At 70.0% G+C, this 15,154-nt stretch carries 13 protein-coding genes; 5 read left to right on the top strand and 8 right to left on the bottom strand.

Annotated elements, in window-relative coordinates:
* Positions 1 to 88: 88 nt before the first annotated feature.
* A complete protein-coding gene (locus ABZ374_RS46880) occupies positions 89 to 682 on the bottom strand; it encodes a dihydrofolate reductase family protein (protein ID WP_360324517.1) in 594 nt (197 codons plus the stop codon).
* Between the two features lie 508 nt (positions 683 to 1,190).
* Here ABZ374_RS46880 and ABZ374_RS46875 point away from each other — a divergent pair.
* The gene (locus ABZ374_RS46875) at positions 1,191 to 2,054 is read left to right on the top strand and encodes an acyl-CoA thioester hydrolase/BAAT C-terminal domain-containing protein (protein ID WP_360324513.1); all 864 of its coding nucleotides are present in this window, start codon (positions 1,191 to 1,193) and stop codon (positions 2,052 to 2,054) included.
* A 114-nt stretch (positions 2,055 to 2,168) separates the two neighbouring features.
* On the opposite strand, the gene ABZ374_RS46870 is transcribed toward ABZ374_RS46875, so the two are convergent.
* Positions 2,169 to 3,002 carry a helix-turn-helix domain-containing protein gene (locus ABZ374_RS46870; RefSeq protein ID WP_360324511.1) on the bottom strand — a complete coding sequence of 278 codons (834 nt, stop codon included), beginning with the start codon at positions 3,000 to 3,002 and terminating at the stop codon, positions 2,169 to 2,171.
* A 331-nt stretch (positions 3,003 to 3,333) separates the two neighbouring features.
* On the opposite strand from ABZ374_RS46870, the gene ABZ374_RS46865 reads away from it, so the two are divergent.
* Complete coding sequence (locus ABZ374_RS46865) at positions 3,334 to 4,503, top strand: serine hydrolase domain-containing protein (protein ID WP_360324509.1); 1,170 nt, start codon at positions 3,334 to 3,336, stop codon at positions 4,501 to 4,503.
* A gap of 371 nt (positions 4,504 to 4,874) precedes the next feature.
* The gene (locus ABZ374_RS46860) at positions 4,875 to 5,321 is read left to right on the top strand and encodes a hypothetical protein (protein WP_360324507.1); all 447 of its coding nucleotides are present in this window, start codon (positions 4,875 to 4,877) and stop codon (positions 5,319 to 5,321) included.
* A 778-nt stretch (positions 5,322 to 6,099) separates the two neighbouring features.
* Here the strand turns inward: ABZ374_RS46860 and ABZ374_RS46855 are convergent.
* From ABZ374_RS46855 to ABZ374_RS46845, 3 genes are all read right to left on the bottom strand, one after another.
* Positions 6,100 to 7,638 (bottom strand): YfcC family protein, encoded by a 1,539-nt coding sequence (locus tag ABZ374_RS46855; RefSeq protein WP_360324505.1) that lies wholly within the window; start codon positions 7,636 to 7,638, stop codon positions 6,100 to 6,102.
* A 92-nt stretch (positions 7,639 to 7,730) separates the two neighbouring features.
* On the bottom strand, positions 7,731 to 9,086 hold the full coding sequence (locus tag ABZ374_RS46850; RefSeq protein WP_360324503.1) for a M20/M25/M40 family metallo-hydrolase: 1,356 nt from the start codon (positions 9,084 to 9,086) through the stop codon (positions 7,731 to 7,733).
* Positions 9,087 to 9,312: 226 nt separating this feature from the next.
* Positions 9,313 to 9,624, bottom strand: coding sequence for a hypothetical protein (locus ABZ374_RS46845; protein ID WP_360324501.1), 312 nt, complete (start codon positions 9,622 to 9,624; stop codon positions 9,313 to 9,315).
* Positions 9,625 to 9,656: 32 nt separating this feature from the next.
* Between ABZ374_RS46845 and ABZ374_RS46840 the strand changes: the two genes are divergently transcribed.
* Complete coding sequence (locus ABZ374_RS46840; protein WP_360324499.1) at positions 9,657 to 9,800, top strand: hypothetical protein; 144 nt, start codon at positions 9,657 to 9,659, stop codon at positions 9,798 to 9,800.
* Between the two features lie 171 nt (positions 9,801 to 9,971).
* Here the strand turns inward: ABZ374_RS46840 and ABZ374_RS46835 are convergent, their stop codons facing one another.
* The 3 genes from ABZ374_RS46835 to ABZ374_RS46825 all read right to left on the bottom strand — a co-directional run bounded on the left by ABZ374_RS46835 (position 9,972) and on the right by ABZ374_RS46825 (position 14,672).
* On the bottom strand, positions 9,972 to 13,337 hold the full coding sequence (locus ABZ374_RS46835) for a serine hydrolase (protein ID WP_360324497.1): 3,366 nt from the start codon (positions 13,335 to 13,337) through the stop codon (positions 9,972 to 9,974).
* A gap of 321 nt (positions 13,338 to 13,658) precedes the next feature.
* Positions 13,659 to 14,198 (bottom strand): GNAT family protein, encoded by a 540-nt coding sequence (locus tag ABZ374_RS46830; protein ID WP_360324495.1) that lies wholly within the window; start codon positions 14,196 to 14,198, stop codon positions 13,659 to 13,661.
* A 171-nt stretch (positions 14,199 to 14,369) separates the two neighbouring features.
* Complete coding sequence (locus tag ABZ374_RS46825) at positions 14,370 to 14,672, bottom strand: hypothetical protein (protein WP_360324493.1); 303 nt, start codon at positions 14,670 to 14,672, stop codon at positions 14,370 to 14,372.
* Positions 14,673 to 15,035: 363 nt separating this feature from the next.
* Here ABZ374_RS46825 and ABZ374_RS46820 point away from each other — a divergent pair.
* Positions 15,036 to 15,154 (top strand): FTR1 family protein (locus ABZ374_RS46820; protein ID WP_360324515.1); only part of this gene is annotated, 119 nt, incomplete at its 3' end.

The following is a 15,154-nucleotide window of genomic DNA, read 5'->3' as shown; positions in this document are numbered from 1 at the left end:
TCCCACTCCGCATCCGTCAGATCACCCCGCCCCATTCCCGGACCAACGACTCGACCGCGAGATAGTCACATGATCGACCGGACGTGTCCTAGTCGCGGGTGAGGTGGGTGAGGGTGACGCCGTTGGGGAAGGCGGTGCGCTCGGCGACGTCGAAGACGGTGGGGTCGAAGGCGCCGTCGAAGGCCGGGACTCCGGCGCCGATGACCACCGGGTAGCTCTTGACCACCAGTTCGTCGATCTCGGGCAGGAGGGCGCCCGCGAGCTTGCCACCACCGCAGAGCCAGACGTCCAGGCCGGTTCCCTCTTCCTGCTTGAGCGTGCGGACGAGGGCGAGCGGGTCGCCCGACACGACGGTGACGGCCGGCTCGATGTCGGGCCCGAGGGTGCCGGAGACCACGTACTGACGCAGGTGCGCGTACGGACTGGCGATCCCGCCGTCGAGGGCGGGGCGGTAGGTGCCCATGCCCATGACGACGGTGTCGAAGCGCCGGTTGGGTGTGTCGGCGAGGCCGGCGGCGGCCCGGTAGGCGGTCGGGACGGTCTCGGGATACAGCGTGTTCGCCCAGGCGGAGTAGGCGGCGGTCTGCCGTTCGTCCCCGGTGGGGAAGAAGTCGCACTCGCCGCCGGGCCCGGCGATGCGGCCATCGAGCGTGACGGCGACGTAGTAGATGAGCTTTCGCATCTCGAACAACTCCATACGCAGTACTTTGAATGAAGTGGTTTGAATGTAATGCTGCACACGGAGTGGTGTCAACGCCGGTAGCAAAGCGACCAGGAGCCCGCCGGGGGCGGTCGGCGAAGGCGTGTTCGCCATCCGGGAACCGGACCGGCGCCGACCTCACCCGAAGAACGGTCGCCCACACGGGCCGAACCGGAGGTCGCGGTCCTCGGGCGGTCCCACCCTGTGGCCACCTCCAGCGCATGACTGGCTGCCTCACCCGCACATGATCGAGCGGGCGAGGCCGACCGGCGGCTTCGTGTTCGTGGATGTCGTCGCGGATCCCCGGCGGTTCCACCGCCGACGGAACCACTGCCGATGGGCGAAAGCGCCTTCCACGGACCGGCGTTCGATGCCCGGATCCGACCCGAGCCGACCCGTGCTCGACATCGCGCCGCCCGATGGGCGGCCGGATCGTGGGTAGATTCGTGCCGTCGAGGTTCGAGTGGTCCGACGCGAAGGGGTCGACGCCGTGGCTGCCGAGATCGTCGAGTGTGAACTGACGGGTCCCTGGGCGGGTTTCCTTGCCCGGCCGGCTGCGGGCGACGTCGGTGTGGGCGTGCTCGTGTTGTCCGGATCGAGCGGCCGGGTCGAGCGGGAACGGTGTCGGCTCTTTGCCCGGGCCGGGGTGAGCGCGATGTCCGTGCGGTGGTTCGGTGGGCCTGGGCAACCGCCGGGTATCTGCGAGGTCCCACTGGAGACCTTCGTCGCCGCGACCGGGCTGCTGCGTGAGCGCGGTGCCGAGCGTGTGGGCATTCTGGGTGTCTCCAAGGGCGCCGAGGCCGCGCTGTCGGTGTCCTGTCTCGCGGATTGCACCGACGCCGTGATCGCCCTCGCCCCGACCTCGGTCGTCTGGGCCAACGTCGGCCCCGGGCGCGACGGTCGGGAACATCCGTACCGTTCGTGTTGGACCTGGCAGGGGCAGCCGCTGCCCTTCGTACCCTACGACCGCTCGTGGGCGCCGACGCAGCCGGAGGGCGCCCCGGTCGCGGTGCTCGGCTGGTACGAAAGCAGCCTCGCGGCATACGCGGACCGCCTTCCCGCCGCGGCCATCCCGGTCGAGCAGACGGACGCCGACCTGGTCCTGGTAGCGGGTGGCGCGGACCGGATGTGGCCATCCCTGCGCTTCGCCCACGAACTCGCCGACCGGCGCACGACGGCGGGCCGCAAGACGACCCTGATCACCCGGCCCGACGCGGGCCATCGCACCGTCTTCCCGGGCGAGTCGGCCCCACCCCCCTCCCCCCGCTTCGACCACGGCGGCACCCCCGAAGCCGACGCGACACTCGGCACGGCCGCCTGGCCCCACATACTGACGGCCGTCCTCGGTCGCTGAGCACTGCGCGGGGCCTCGACGCGGCGAGCGCCGGCGTGATCAGCTCGGCGACGTCGGCCACCCGTGCATCGTGATGCCGCCGGTGGCTTCGAGGTAGCCGAGGAGTCCGTGGACTCAGTCGAGTTCGACGGCGCGGGCGGCGGCCCACGGGGAGGAGGCGCACAGTTTCGGAGATACGCCGGCCAGTTCGCGGAAGTCGCGGTTCATGTGGGCCTGGTCGTAGAACTTGCAGGTGGCGGAGACCTCGCCCAACTTGGCGCCGGGACTGGAGAGCAGGGCGACGGCGTGTTGGAAGCGGACGATGCGGGCCACGGACTTCGGGGTCAGGCCGATCTGGTGGGTGAAGCGGCGGAGCAGGTGTTTGTGGCTCCAGCCAATCTCCTTGGCGATCCGGGCGATCGGGATGGCGCGGGGGCCTGCGGTGAGCAGGTGCCAGGCGTGGGCGACGTGGGGGTCGACGGCCGGTCCTTGGTCGATCCGGTGCAGCAGGGTGTTGTCCAGGAGGGCGAATCGTCTTGCCCAGTCCGTGGTGGCGGCGAGGCGTTCGATGAGTTCGTCGGCGGCCGGGCCGAGGACGTCGTCGAGCCCGACCACCGTGTTCGACAGCTCCGACAACGGCATCGCGAACAGGCGGTACGCGCCCAAAGGGGTGACCTGTATACGTAACGCCTCTTGGCCGCCGGGGTGTTCGACGACGCCGGGGCCGTCCTCCAGGCCGCCCACCGGCGTGCGAAGCGTGCTCACGGTCGGGGGCGGGCCGTCGAGCCGGCCCATGCGGGTGAACGGGGCCCCGAGGTTCACCACGACCATGACGCAGTTGTTCGGCACCAGGCGCGCCTCGTAGCGCGGGCCGGGGACGCCGACGTACCCGGCACGTTCGTGGACGTACGGCGCCAGGGCGAGCGGTTCCTGGCGGTGGACCCGCCACAGCGGGCCGACGCGGGTCACCGTGAAATCCGGTCCTGGACGCGGGGGAGCCGGCACGGCGGCAGAGTCTACCCAGGTGTTACCGAGGGTTGAACGCACAAGGACCCGGGCGCGGGCGTTTTCGGGCGTGGCCGACGCGGCCCGCGCGACAGGCGCCCAGGCGGACACGAATCGATCACCCGGCCTTGCCCCGGCCCCCGGCGACCAGGTCAATTTCGTCCAAGCCAGGGGTGGCCAGGGACGCATAGCGTCACGCCTCGGCGTGCCTACTCGGGTACGTCCCGCATATCCGTCACGTATATCTCCCCTTGCTCGGCCCACCCCGGCCCGGGCAGCAAGCACTGGAGCTCGTATGCGAAGACTCCGCACGTCCCTACTGGGCGCCGCGGTCGGCCTGGCCGTCCTGGCCGCCACCGCACAGCCCTCGACGGCGTCCTCGGTCACCGCCGCGCAGGCGTTCCGGACCGGCGCCGATCAAGGCATAGTCGCCGGCTACCCGGGGGTCATGGGCCTCATCGTCGACGGGGCCACGAACACGTATGTCAAGGCGGGGTCGAACGTCCGTGGTTCCGCGACACCGCTGGACACGAACGCGAAGTTCCGGATCGCGAGCAACACCAAGACATTCACCTCCGCGGTGGTCCTCCAGCTGGAGGCCGAAGGCAAACTGTCGCTGAACGACACCGTCGCGCACTGGCTGCCGAACGCGGTCAACAGCAACGGGTATGACGGCAACACCATCACCATCCGCGAGCTGCTCAACCAGCGTTCGGGGCTGCCGGACTACATGGCGCCCTACAACATCGCGTATTACGGGGCGTTCAACGTCGATCAGAGCTACACGCCCCAGGAGCTCATCAACTCGGCCTTGGCCCAGCGGCCGGCCGCGCTGCCCCGGGTGTTCGAGTACGCGAACACGAACTACATGCTCGCCGGGATGATCATCACGGCGGTCACCGGCCACACCCCGTCGGTTGAGATCACCAACCGCATCATCACCCCGCTGAACCTGACCAACACGAGCTACCCGGAGACGTCCCCGGACATCTACGGCAACTTCATGCGCGGCTGGCGTTGGCCGCCGCCGCTGTGGGGGGGCTACCAGCCGCCGCTCGCGGACTCGACCCGGTCCAACACCCAACTGTTCGGCCCGGCCGGTGCGATCATCTCGACCCTGCAGGACCAGGTCACCTTCGAGCGTGCCCTCCTTCAGGGGCAGGTGCTCGCGCCGACCCAACTGGCCGAGATGAAGACCTCGATCAAGATCGAGAACTACGACAACGAGTACGGCCTGGGCATGACCCGCGTAAAGGCCACGTGTAACGGCGCGACCCAGTGGTTCTGGTCGCACGGCGGCGACGAGATCGGCTACCACTCCCGCTGGTTCGCCACCGAGGACGGCAGCAAGCAGATCTTCTACGCCGCGAACGAGAACCACGGCCTGGGGCTCACCGAGAGCGCGGGCCAGCAGGCGCTGCAAGCGGGCGCCCTGAACGCGATGTGCGAGCTACTGAAGCCGTAACGGCTCGCGGTAGACGTCCCCGCCCCGGTCGCCACCGTACGACGGCGACCGGGCGGGGCTTCGTCGTTTTCAGGCGCGGAAGCGGACCGGCCACATCCACCGACTCCTTCGGATCGCGCATCGGAGCATGATCGCAGGACCCCGCCTGACGCCATGTCCCGCGTCATCACGACGTCCACGGCGTGTCTGACACATGGGCAGGGGTCAGGTGAACAGACGGGTGCACCGACCGAGCCCGTCCGCGACCGCGGACGGCGACCCCATCGGGACGGGGCGATGCGACGGAGGTCGGGAATGGCCGCGACGTACAATCGCAGTGAGGGCGAAGCGCCGAGCCGAGATTCCGGCACCGGTGTGAGGGAGGGGCCAGGATGTTCGGTTCGAAGAAGAAGAAGGCGAAGCTCAACGATCTGATGGCGCAGCTCAGGCCCGACCTGAGTCGGGAATCGCTCGGCGTCGGGCCCGACTTCCCGGGCGTCGCCCCGAACCCGCTCCTGAGCGGTGATGCACGGAAGCGCAATGCGGAACTGCGTACGGGGGCGCTTGCGCTCGGCGTTCTCGTCGACTGGCGGGAGGTCAACAGCAATCCACGCGTGGTCCTGATGTTCGACGTGGAGACCGCCGACGGCATCTCGTTCCGTGGTGTCGCAGACGAAGACCTCACGATCACCGAGCTCACCCGACTCGCCCCGGGACAGACGCTGCCCGTGCGCTACCGGCCGGCCGTCATGGACCACTACGTCTCCCTCGCCCGGGACGCGGACCCCGCCCACGTGCAGCAGCTCTCGGACAAGATCGCGAGCCGCAAGCGAACCTGACCCGAAGCCATTGGCCGAATCCCTGGGGCGGGTCCGGCAGGTTGAGCGCTCTGGCTGGAACTCTGGTCCCGTGTCGCGGTTTCAGTTCGGAAGTCGGACACGCGCCCGGCATGGTCCCCGTCCGTGACAGCAAGGACCCGAGCGCCGGCCACCTCATACTCGGCGCAGTCTCCCGGGCCGCTGCACGGCAACGCTGCGCGCCTGACGGCGCAATGGGTTGTCGCCCTGCGGGTGTTCGGGTTCGGGACCCGCAGGGCGACGCGTCGGCACCCGGTCAGCCGGCGGGCGGGTCTACGGGCGGGGCTGGACGACGACGGGAGGTCCCCACGTGGGGTCGATGGTCTCGGGAGTCACCGCGGGAACCGGCGGATAGGTCGACATCTGACCGTCCCAGAGCATGCACTGCCGCCAAATCTTCCTGGCGAGAGAATCGCCGACAGACCAATAGATCCCCTTCCATTGCGCTGTGCACTGAGCCTCGCGCCAGGGCTCGGTCGCGCTCGCCGGCGTTCCGGCGGTCAGCACGAACAAGGGTGCCGTTGCGGCGGCAAGGGCCACGGTGGTGGCTATTCGACGGATTTTCATCGGGAGTCGGTCCCCTTTTCGAAGGTTGAACGAGTGCCCCGTGAAGGGCTGTCCAACGCAGAGTGCGCAGGAACGACTCAACGATCGCAACGACCGGGCGCAGCGGTAAGTGCGCCAAAGTTGCCCCTCGCCGCTACGAATGCCACTGGTCGCGACCATCGGCCCGTGCTACGCCCATTGCCTTGCCGTCCGCTCAGGACAGGCCGGAGCCCAATGCCACGAAGGCGCAGATCAGCACGAAAAGGATGCCCAACAGCGGTGCCGCGAACCGGAGATACTGGTTGTAGCCGACCTTGGCCAACGACACGCCACCCATGATCACGGCGGTGGTGGGCACCCACAGGTTCATCCAGCCCGACGCCGACTGCCATGCCGTCACCACCAACGACCGTGGCACGTCCGCGAAGTCGGCCAGCGGCGCCAGGATCGGCATGGCCAGCGTCGCGTGCCCCGAGGTCGAGGGGATCAGGAAGGCCAACGGCAGGTTCACCAAGAAGATCAGGATGCCGAACAGCGCCGAGGAGGCGTCCGAGACCACGCCCTCCATCGAGTGCAGCACCGTGTCGGTGACCTGCGCGTTGTTCATGATGACGGTAACCCCGCGCGCCAGCATGATGATCAGCGCCGGTGAGATGAAGTCGGCCGTGCCCTGGATGATCGTCTCCGCGAGCTTCTTCTCCCCCAGCCGCGCCAACGTCCCGACGATCACCGCCGCCAGAATGAACAGGGCCGCCAACTCGGCGAAGGACCAGTCCAGTTCCCAGCCGTACGGGGCCGCGTCCGCATCCCCGCTGAGCACCTGGGCCCACGGAATGATCGAGAAGATCATGAACACGAACGTCACCGTCACCGCGACCAGCACGATCTGATGGGTACGGGTCAACGGCGGCGGTTCGCTGCCGGTGGCCGCCTTCTCCGCCTGCTCGCGATCCCCCGGCAGAAAGCCCACCATCGAACGGCTCGGATCCGCCTTGACCCGACGGGCATACCGCACCACGTACAGGATCGTCACCGTGGTCAACACGACCAGCATCAGCAGCCGCAACACGATCCCGTCGCCCAACGAGATCCCGGCCGCCGACGACGCCACCCCGGTCGCGAACGGGTTGACCGTAGAACACAACACGCCCACACCCGCGCCCAGGATGATCGTGCCGGTGGCCACCATCCGGTCATACCCCAGCGCCAACATCAACGGCACGATAAGCCCGTAGAACCCCAACGTCTCCTCGGCGAAGCCCTCGACCGAACCCAGAATGGCGAACACCGTCATGATCGCCACGATCAACACCGCACCACGCGTGCGCAGCCGATGCGCGAGCCGGGCGATACCCCGATCGAGCGCACCCGTGGCGAAGACCACCGTGATGAACGCCCCGATGGCCAACACGAACAGGAACACCGCCGCGCTGCCGTACAGATCACCCGCGTTGTCCGGCGCGACCTGCCCGCTCTCCACGTCCCTGAGCCCGTACAGGCCGTTGACCGGGGACAGGAACAGGTCGTTGAGCCGCTGGACGAAGTCCTCCGGCGACTTGACGTGGTGGTAGCTCCCGGCAACCGGCTTGCCGTCCTCGCCGCGCTGGTACTCGCCGGCCGGAATCGCGAACGCCAGCACCCACACCGCGATCGTCACGATCGCCAGCACCGTCAGCGCGTTGGGAAAGCGGAAGCCCCGCTTCGGCGGCGGCGCTTCGTCCTCGGCCGGGGTCGACGCCTGGTCGGTGCTCACGCGCTGCTCCTTGCGACTGCCGATGAATCCGATGAAACAGACGAACCAGATGGAGCCGATGAATTCGGTTGCGGAGTAGGGCCGTTCGGCTGCTACCTACCGCGAAAGCGCTCCGCATAGGCACTGAAGAACGCGGCCTCCGCCACCACCGCGTCGCGCAGTTCGCTCACCAACACCCGCTCGTTGGGCCCGTGCAGGTTGCACATGCTGTCCTGCGCCCCGAACAGCAGGATCTCCGCGCCCGGTCGGGCCGCCGCCAGGCTGTTGACCAACGGAATCGATCCACCCGCCGCCGCGTGTACGGGCTCCGCGCCCCACGCCGCGCGCAGCGCCTCGTGCGCGGCCCGATAGGCCACCCCGTCGGTGGCCGCCGCGAAGCCGAACCCCGGCGCGCCGGCCTGGGTCACCCGCATCGGCACCCCGAACGGCCGCAGCCCGACCAGGAATTCGATCAACAGCCGCTGCGCCTCGGCCGGATCCTGGGCCGGATGGCAACGCATGTTCAGCTTCGCCCGAGCCGCCGGCACCACCGCCGACGCGCCCCGGTCGACCGACGGCGCGTCCACTCCGGTCACCGTGATCGCCGGCCCCGACCACAAGCGTGAGCCCAGGTCCCCGGTGCCGATCAGCGGCATGCCCTCGCGGACCCCGGCCAGCCGGCGGAACTCCTCCTCGCTCCAGCCGCCGCCCGACCACGGTTCGCGCCGCAGGCCCGGCACCGCGACATCACCGTTCGCGTCGTGCAACGCGGCCAACCCGTGCAGCAGCACCAACAGCGCATCGGGTGCCGCGCCACCGAAGTTGCCGCTGTGCTTGGCCTCTTCGAGGGTGTGCACCTCCACGATCACCTCGACCACCCCGCGCAGTGCCACGGTCAGCGTGCCGGTGCCCGGGCGGATGTTGCCCATGTCGGCGATCACCATCGCATCACACGCGAACTCGTCCGGACGCGTGGGCGGGTAGTCGTCGAACTCGCTGCCGTACTCCTCCTGCCCCTCGAACACGATCCGGATCCCCACCGGAGGCCGCCCGTCGAAGGCACGGAGCGCGCCGAGGTGCACGATCAGATTCGACTTGTCGTCGGCCACCCCACGCCCGTGGATCGCCCCGTCGACATCGGTCGGTTCGAACGGCCGCGTCGTCCACAACGACTCGTCGCCGGCCGGCTGCACGTCGTAGTGCCCGTACAGCAGCACGGTCGGCGCGTCGGGATGCGGTGGCGGAATGTGTCCGGTGATCACCGGCGAGGTGTCCGGCAGCCGCAGCGCGGAGACGTCCCGCACACCCGCCTCGCGCAGGAGGCCGGCCAGCATGTCGTGGGCCTGCTGCACCGGTTCCGGCGGATAGCCGGGAAACGCGATCGACGGGATCCGGGTCAGCCGCCGCAGGTCCTCGCAGAGGTCGTCGAGCATGCCGTCCACCCGCGTGGTCAGCTCGTCCATCGTCATGCTCCCTCACCACGCCGGATACGGTGCGCCGCTCGCGTCGCCCGAGCCATGCTCCCCCAAATCGGCCGATAGCCGACGATCCGCCGCGCGACGCCACGCGCCTTCACCCGACCGGCCGCACCGCAGGGCGGGGACCGATCGGGTGAGGGTTCGAACCGGTGGCGACAACGTCCTCATCCGAGACAAGCGAGTTACCGCGACGAGGAACGTATCCGTGCCGCGAGGATCAGAGGATCGCGTGGGGTCCGGCGCCGAGTTGGCTCCACGAACTCCAACCGGCGTGATAAGTGGCGTGCCAAATGCTGTTGTCCGTCCCGAGATCGAACAACTCCAGGCTGCTCATGCCGGCGTCGTACACCGCCGTCGGCGTCGCCGTGAACTTCGACCCCGCATCCATCACCGACCAGCCTTCCCAGGCCGTCCCGTTCTGAATGTAGTTGTGCCACACCGCGTTGTCCGTCCCCAACGCGAACAATTCCAACGCATGGGTTCCCGGGTTGTACGCCACCGACGGCGTGCCCTTGAACTTGGCCGTCACATGCACGCGGTCGCCCGGGCCAGGGCATCCCCGTGCCGGAGATGCCGCCCGCGCTCAGCCGCACCGGTGGCGGCGGCACCCCGCGCGAGGAGATCGCCTGGCTGCTGCAAGTGGCCGACCACTACCGGCGGATCGACGGCGCCGAGTCGCCGGTTCCCGCTTGCACCTCGGCCTGAGCGCCGGCGGTACGCGGCCGACCGCGACACGACGGACGGTCCCCCGTCTCGCACAGGGGAGCGAGACGAGGGACCGTCCGGCACCGCGTCACGGGGGAAACGCGGTGCCCGGGACCGCGTCCGGAACGAACGCGGCGTGGGTCGAGATCGGGATCGGGGCCGAGCCGGGCGTCAGCCCACGCGCGGGGTGACCTGACCCATGAACAGGTAGGGCTCGCCGGTCGCCAGAGCGCCGAAGGTCACCTGACGCCAGATCGCCGATCCGGGCTCCCGGATCGCGAACAGGTTCTCCGCCACCGCGACCAGCGGCATCTCCCGCACCGCGTTGGGCAACGTGTCGGCCAGGTCCCCGGTCATCCGGATCCGCAACACCAGACCCTCGGCGGTGCTCGCCACCTCCATGCGCTGCATGGCCCGCTCGTACACGCCGACGTAGCGGTCCGCATCGAACGCCGGCGGTTCGACGGGCGGGGCGAACGAGGCGGGCAGGGCTACCTGCGCGACCTCGGCGAAGATCTCCCGGTACAGGTCCTCGTACAGCTCCGGCGCCTCGCCACCGTTGGTCAACAGCGCTACCGCCAGGCCCAGTTCGGGCAGGGTGCGGAGGAAGGCGTACTGCCCGATGGTGCCGCCGTCGTGGCCGAACACCTCGTGGCCGTCCCATTGGTAGCGGTGCCAACCCAGGCCCCACGAAGCGTCCATCGCCGCGAGGTCGGACCCCTCGACCTGCTTCTCCCGCATCGCCAAAGCGTGTTCGGCGCCCAGGAGTCGAGTGCCGTCGGCGGTCGCGCCGTCGGTCAGGTGCAGCCGGGCGAATTGCAGCAGCTCCGCCGAGGTGGAACCGATCAGACCGGCGGGTCCGGCCGAGCGGGGCAACATCCACACCGGCGCGACGACGGGAGCCCCGCCGTCCTCGGAGATGTGACCGACCGCGGCCCGCAGCAGCAGTGCCTCCTCGGGCAGCGTGATGGTGCGTTCCAGGCCCAGCGGCCCGCTGAGGCGCTCGTGCAGCACCTGGTCCCAGGTCTTGCCGGTGACGTGCTCGATCACCCGTCCGGCCAGCGTGAAACCGGAGTTGCAGTAGGACCAGGCCGCGCCGGGCGGAAACACCTGGGTCGCGTCGACGAGTTGCGCCACGTATGCGGCCAGACAGTCGTCCCCGCGCCCGGTGTCGATGAACCGGTCGCCCTCGATGCCGCTGGTGTGGGTGAGCAGGTGGCGCATGGTGATCTGCTTGGCGAGTTCCGGGTCGGACAACCGCAGTTCGGGCAGCACCTCGGCCAACGGCTGGTCCAGGTCCAGCAGTCCGTCCTCGACCAGTTGCATGACCAGCGTCGTGGTCCACACCTTGGTGATCGAGCCGATCTGGAACACCGTGTCGGTGGTCACCGGGACGCCGGTGTTCACGTTGAGCACGCCGTGCGCGGCCTCGACCAGGTCGTCCGCCGCGTGCTCGTCCAGGCGCAGGATGCCCAGGGTCGCCCCGGGGACACCGTGGCGCTCGGCCAGCGTGGACAGCCGGCGCTGCCAGTGCGCCGCGTCCAGCGGGGCCGGCCGGGTGCGACCGGTGGATCCGGCGTACTGCTCGACCCAGTCGACGATCCGACGGTTCCAGTCCAGTCGGTGCGAGGGCCGGCCGGAGAGGATGAACAGGTGCGACCCGCCGGGGTAGAGCACCAGCCGGGTGGGCACGTTCCGCTGGCGCAGCGCGCCGAACCACTGCTGGGCCTGGCCCAGCGGGCACCGTACGTCGGCACCGCCCTGCACGATCAGCGTGGGCGTGTCCACGTCGCCCACCTTGGCGAACGGGTTCAGCCGGGTGTACAGCTCGGGATCGTCCCACGGGGTGCCGCCGAACTCGGCGTGGGACATGTAGGCGCCCAGGTCGGAGGTGCCGGGCATGCTGTTCAGGTCGCTGACCACACCGCCCGCGACGGCCGCCGCGAAGCGCTTGTCGCGGCTGGTGAGGTAGCAGGTCATGTAGCCGCCGTAGCTGTAGCCGGCGACGGCCAGCCGCCGCGGGTCGGCGGTGCCCTCGGCGACCAGTTCGTCCAGCGGCTCCAGGAAGTCCGGCGCGTCCGACTCGCCCCACTTGCCGACGGTGGAGGCGAAGAAGTCCTCGCCGTAGCCGTCGCTGGCGCGCGGGTTGAGCAGCAGGATGGTCCAGCCGCGCTCGGCCAGTACCTGGTGGTAGAGGTGCACCGGGTCGGCCGCTCCGCTCCACGCGTTGTGCGGGCCGCCGTGGATGTCCATCAGCACCGGCGAGGGGCCGGTGGTCCTGGGGTCGCGCAGCAGCCGGCCGTGCACGACGGTGCCGTCGGAGATGGTGAACCGGCGGTCGACCAGGGTGAGCAGTTCGACGTCCGGCAGGGACTGCGCGCCGTGCGCGGTGAGCACCCGCTCGGTGCCGTCGGCCGGGTCCACCAGCGCGACCTCGGCGTACGAGGACGGGGTGGACAGCACGATCGCGACCGGGCCGGGGGTCCGGGGCACGGAGAGGCCGGAGACGCAGCGGCCGGTACCGCCGAGCACCGGACGTGTGGCGCCGTTTTCGAGGTCGAGCGCGTACAGGTGGGTGTTGCCCTCCTCGCGGAGGCAGAACAGGAGTTCGCGATCCCCGGGCGTGGTCTGCGGCAACGCGCCCGGGTAGCCGGCGCCGCCGGGCATCACGTTGCGGTCCAGGGCACCGACGAGATCCTCGGCAGGGCCGCCGGCGAGCGGCACGCGCAACATGCGGGTGTGCCCGGTGCGGGTGTGCTCGCTGCCCAGCACCAACAGGGACTCGCCGTCGGGGGTCCAGCCGACCCAGCCGGCCATGCCGTCCGCGGAGCCGACCCGTTCGGCCGGCGCACCGGGGGTGGACACGTCGACGACGTAGGCCGCGGATTGCATGGTCAGGTCCGCGTCCGCGCCCAAACCGGCGCCGTAGGCCAGCCGTCGTCCGTCCGGCGACCAGGTCGGGTCGGTCGCGTGCCAGTCGCCCTCGGTGACCCGGGTGACCTCGCCGGAGGCCAGGTCGAGCACGTGCACGTGGTTGCGCAGGGTGCCCAGCAGGCCCGCGCCGTCCGCCTGGTAGTCCGCCCTGTCGATGACCATCGGCGCGTTCGCCCGGGCGGCCCGCGCGGCGTCGTCCTCGCCCGCGACGGCGTGGATGTCGATCACGGCGCCGAACGCCAGGCGGGTCCCGTCGGGGCTCCACACCGGTTGGCCGGCGCCCATCGGCAGGCTGGTCAGCTTGCGCGGCTCGGCGCCGTCCAGCGGCAGCTCCCATACCTGCGGCGGGCCGTCGACCGCGCGCAGGAACACGACACGGGTGCCGTCCGGCGACCACACGGGGGTGCTGTCCGAGGGGCCCTGGGTGAGCTGTTCCGGCTCGCCGCCACCCGAGGCGACCTGCCACAGGCTGCGTACGTCGCGGTCCGCATCCGGATCGACACGGACCAGGGTGTACAGCACCCGGGTGCCGTCGGGAGAGATCGCCGGCTGCGCGGGCAGCGCGATCGCGGTCAGGTCGTCCAGACGCAGACGTCGTGTCATGGCTTGCTCCATCCTGGTCGGCCCGTCCCGGTCGCCGCCCGGGTCGGTCCGGTACCGGGTACGCCCGGCTACGAACCGGGACGGCGAGTCTCCGATCGACGCCGAAACCGAACCGCCCGTCGCGCGGGGTGACCGCGAGGGAGGGTGTCGGCGTTCGTCGGTGGTGTCGAAGTCTTTCGCGGCGCTGGCCCGACGCTAGCCCGGTGCGAACGCGGTGGACTTCGTGGGCACGGACCAAGGACCACCGCGCTTTCGGTGCCATCCCACCAGGCGCGGGCTCGGCCCAGCGGGTAGATGCGCGGGGCCCGGCCGACGAGTGCGCTATCCGGGTCCGTCGGCCGGCGCCGCGAGCTCGTCGCGCAGGATGCTGTAGAAGACCGTGTCGCGCCATCGACCGTCGCGGAAGGTGTAGGCACGCGCCACGCCTTCGCGGGTGAAGCCGACCTTTTCCAGGGCGCGTTGCTCGGCGATGTTGTCCACCTCGGTGCCGGCCTCGATCCGGGCCACCTGGGTGTGGGCGAACAGGTAGCGCACCAGCAGGAGTTGGGCCCGGGTGCCGATCCCTCGGCCGCGCGCCTCGGGGAACAGGTTGATGCCGACGTTCCAGCAGTGCGAGGTGCGCGACGTGACGATCCTGCGCCAGGCCACGAAACCTGCGACCTCCGGACCGCAGACCACCGGCAACAATCCCTGGTCGTCGCCGAGCAGGCCGTTCTCCGCCCACCTGCGCCGCCAACCGTTCGGATCCGACCAGCCGTACCAGCCGAACGGGCCGGCCGCGTCGGGATCGATCAGGAAGCGTTCGAGAAGGGGTATGTCCGCTTCCGCCGCGGGGCGCAAGGACACCTGGTCGCCACTCATGAGCCGACTCCGTCCGGTCGTCACCGGCACCGGCACCGGGCCGGACCGGCAGCGTACGAAGCCGGTGTCCCGGGGGCGCGATGGGTGCGGTTGGTCAAGGCAGCCGACACTACCCGCGGCGCCGACCGGGCAGCGCTTCGCTGCACCGGTACGTCATCGCGGATCGCCTCGTCACGAACGGGAATGCGGCGGATCCGATTCGGGGCGGTTGGCCAGCAGGCGACGCACCCGGGCACGGAAGGAAGGCCCGGATCCGTCGGGCGCCGGCCGCTCGGCCACCGGATCCGGCGTCGACTCGCTCCATCGACGGGCCTGCCACACCAGGGCGGCCAAATCGTCGGCACCGGGCTCCCGGGATGCATCGCTCTGCGTCATGCCGAGCCGCTGCCCGCCCCAGGAGGCCCGCACGGCTGCCGAATGATCACGAATGCGCGACATATCCATAACAACGCCGAAATCCGCCTTGCCAGACAAGCGCTTCGGCGACCCCTCCGCCGACCTTCGGCGGCGGATCCCGACGCCGAACTCCCCCGAATCATCGCGAGGTTGCGAACTCCGCACCCCGGCTCGGTCGTTCCCGCAGGCCTGCTCCCGCCTCTCGGCGACGGTTCGCAGACGGGCGCGGTGCGGGCAGGTGACGTGCGCGCGGGTGGGGTGCACGGGTGGGATGGATGGGCGCAGGCCGGGTGGGGTGACGTGGTGGAGGTGGGGTGCGGGAAGTCCCCGGTCCGGCATGTTCCGCATGACGCACGCCATGTTGACGGCCCGTTCGGGCGAGTGCTTTGGTAAGGCTCGCCTGATTCCGAAATGTGTTCGAATTCCTGAGTGGGGTTACCCGTGTTCGCCAACTACCTGATAGGTCTGCGCGAGGGCCTGGAGGCGGCCCTGGTGGTCAGCATCCTGATCGCCTATCTCGTCAAGAGCGAGCGCCGGGACGCGTTGCCGGCCGTGTGGCT

Origin of the sequence: Embleya sp. NPDC005971, assembly GCF_040629175.1 — a bacterium.
GTDB lineage: Bacteria > Actinomycetota > Actinomycetes > Streptomycetales > Streptomycetaceae > Embleya.
This window is presented reverse-complemented; position numbering and strand designations above follow the sequence as displayed.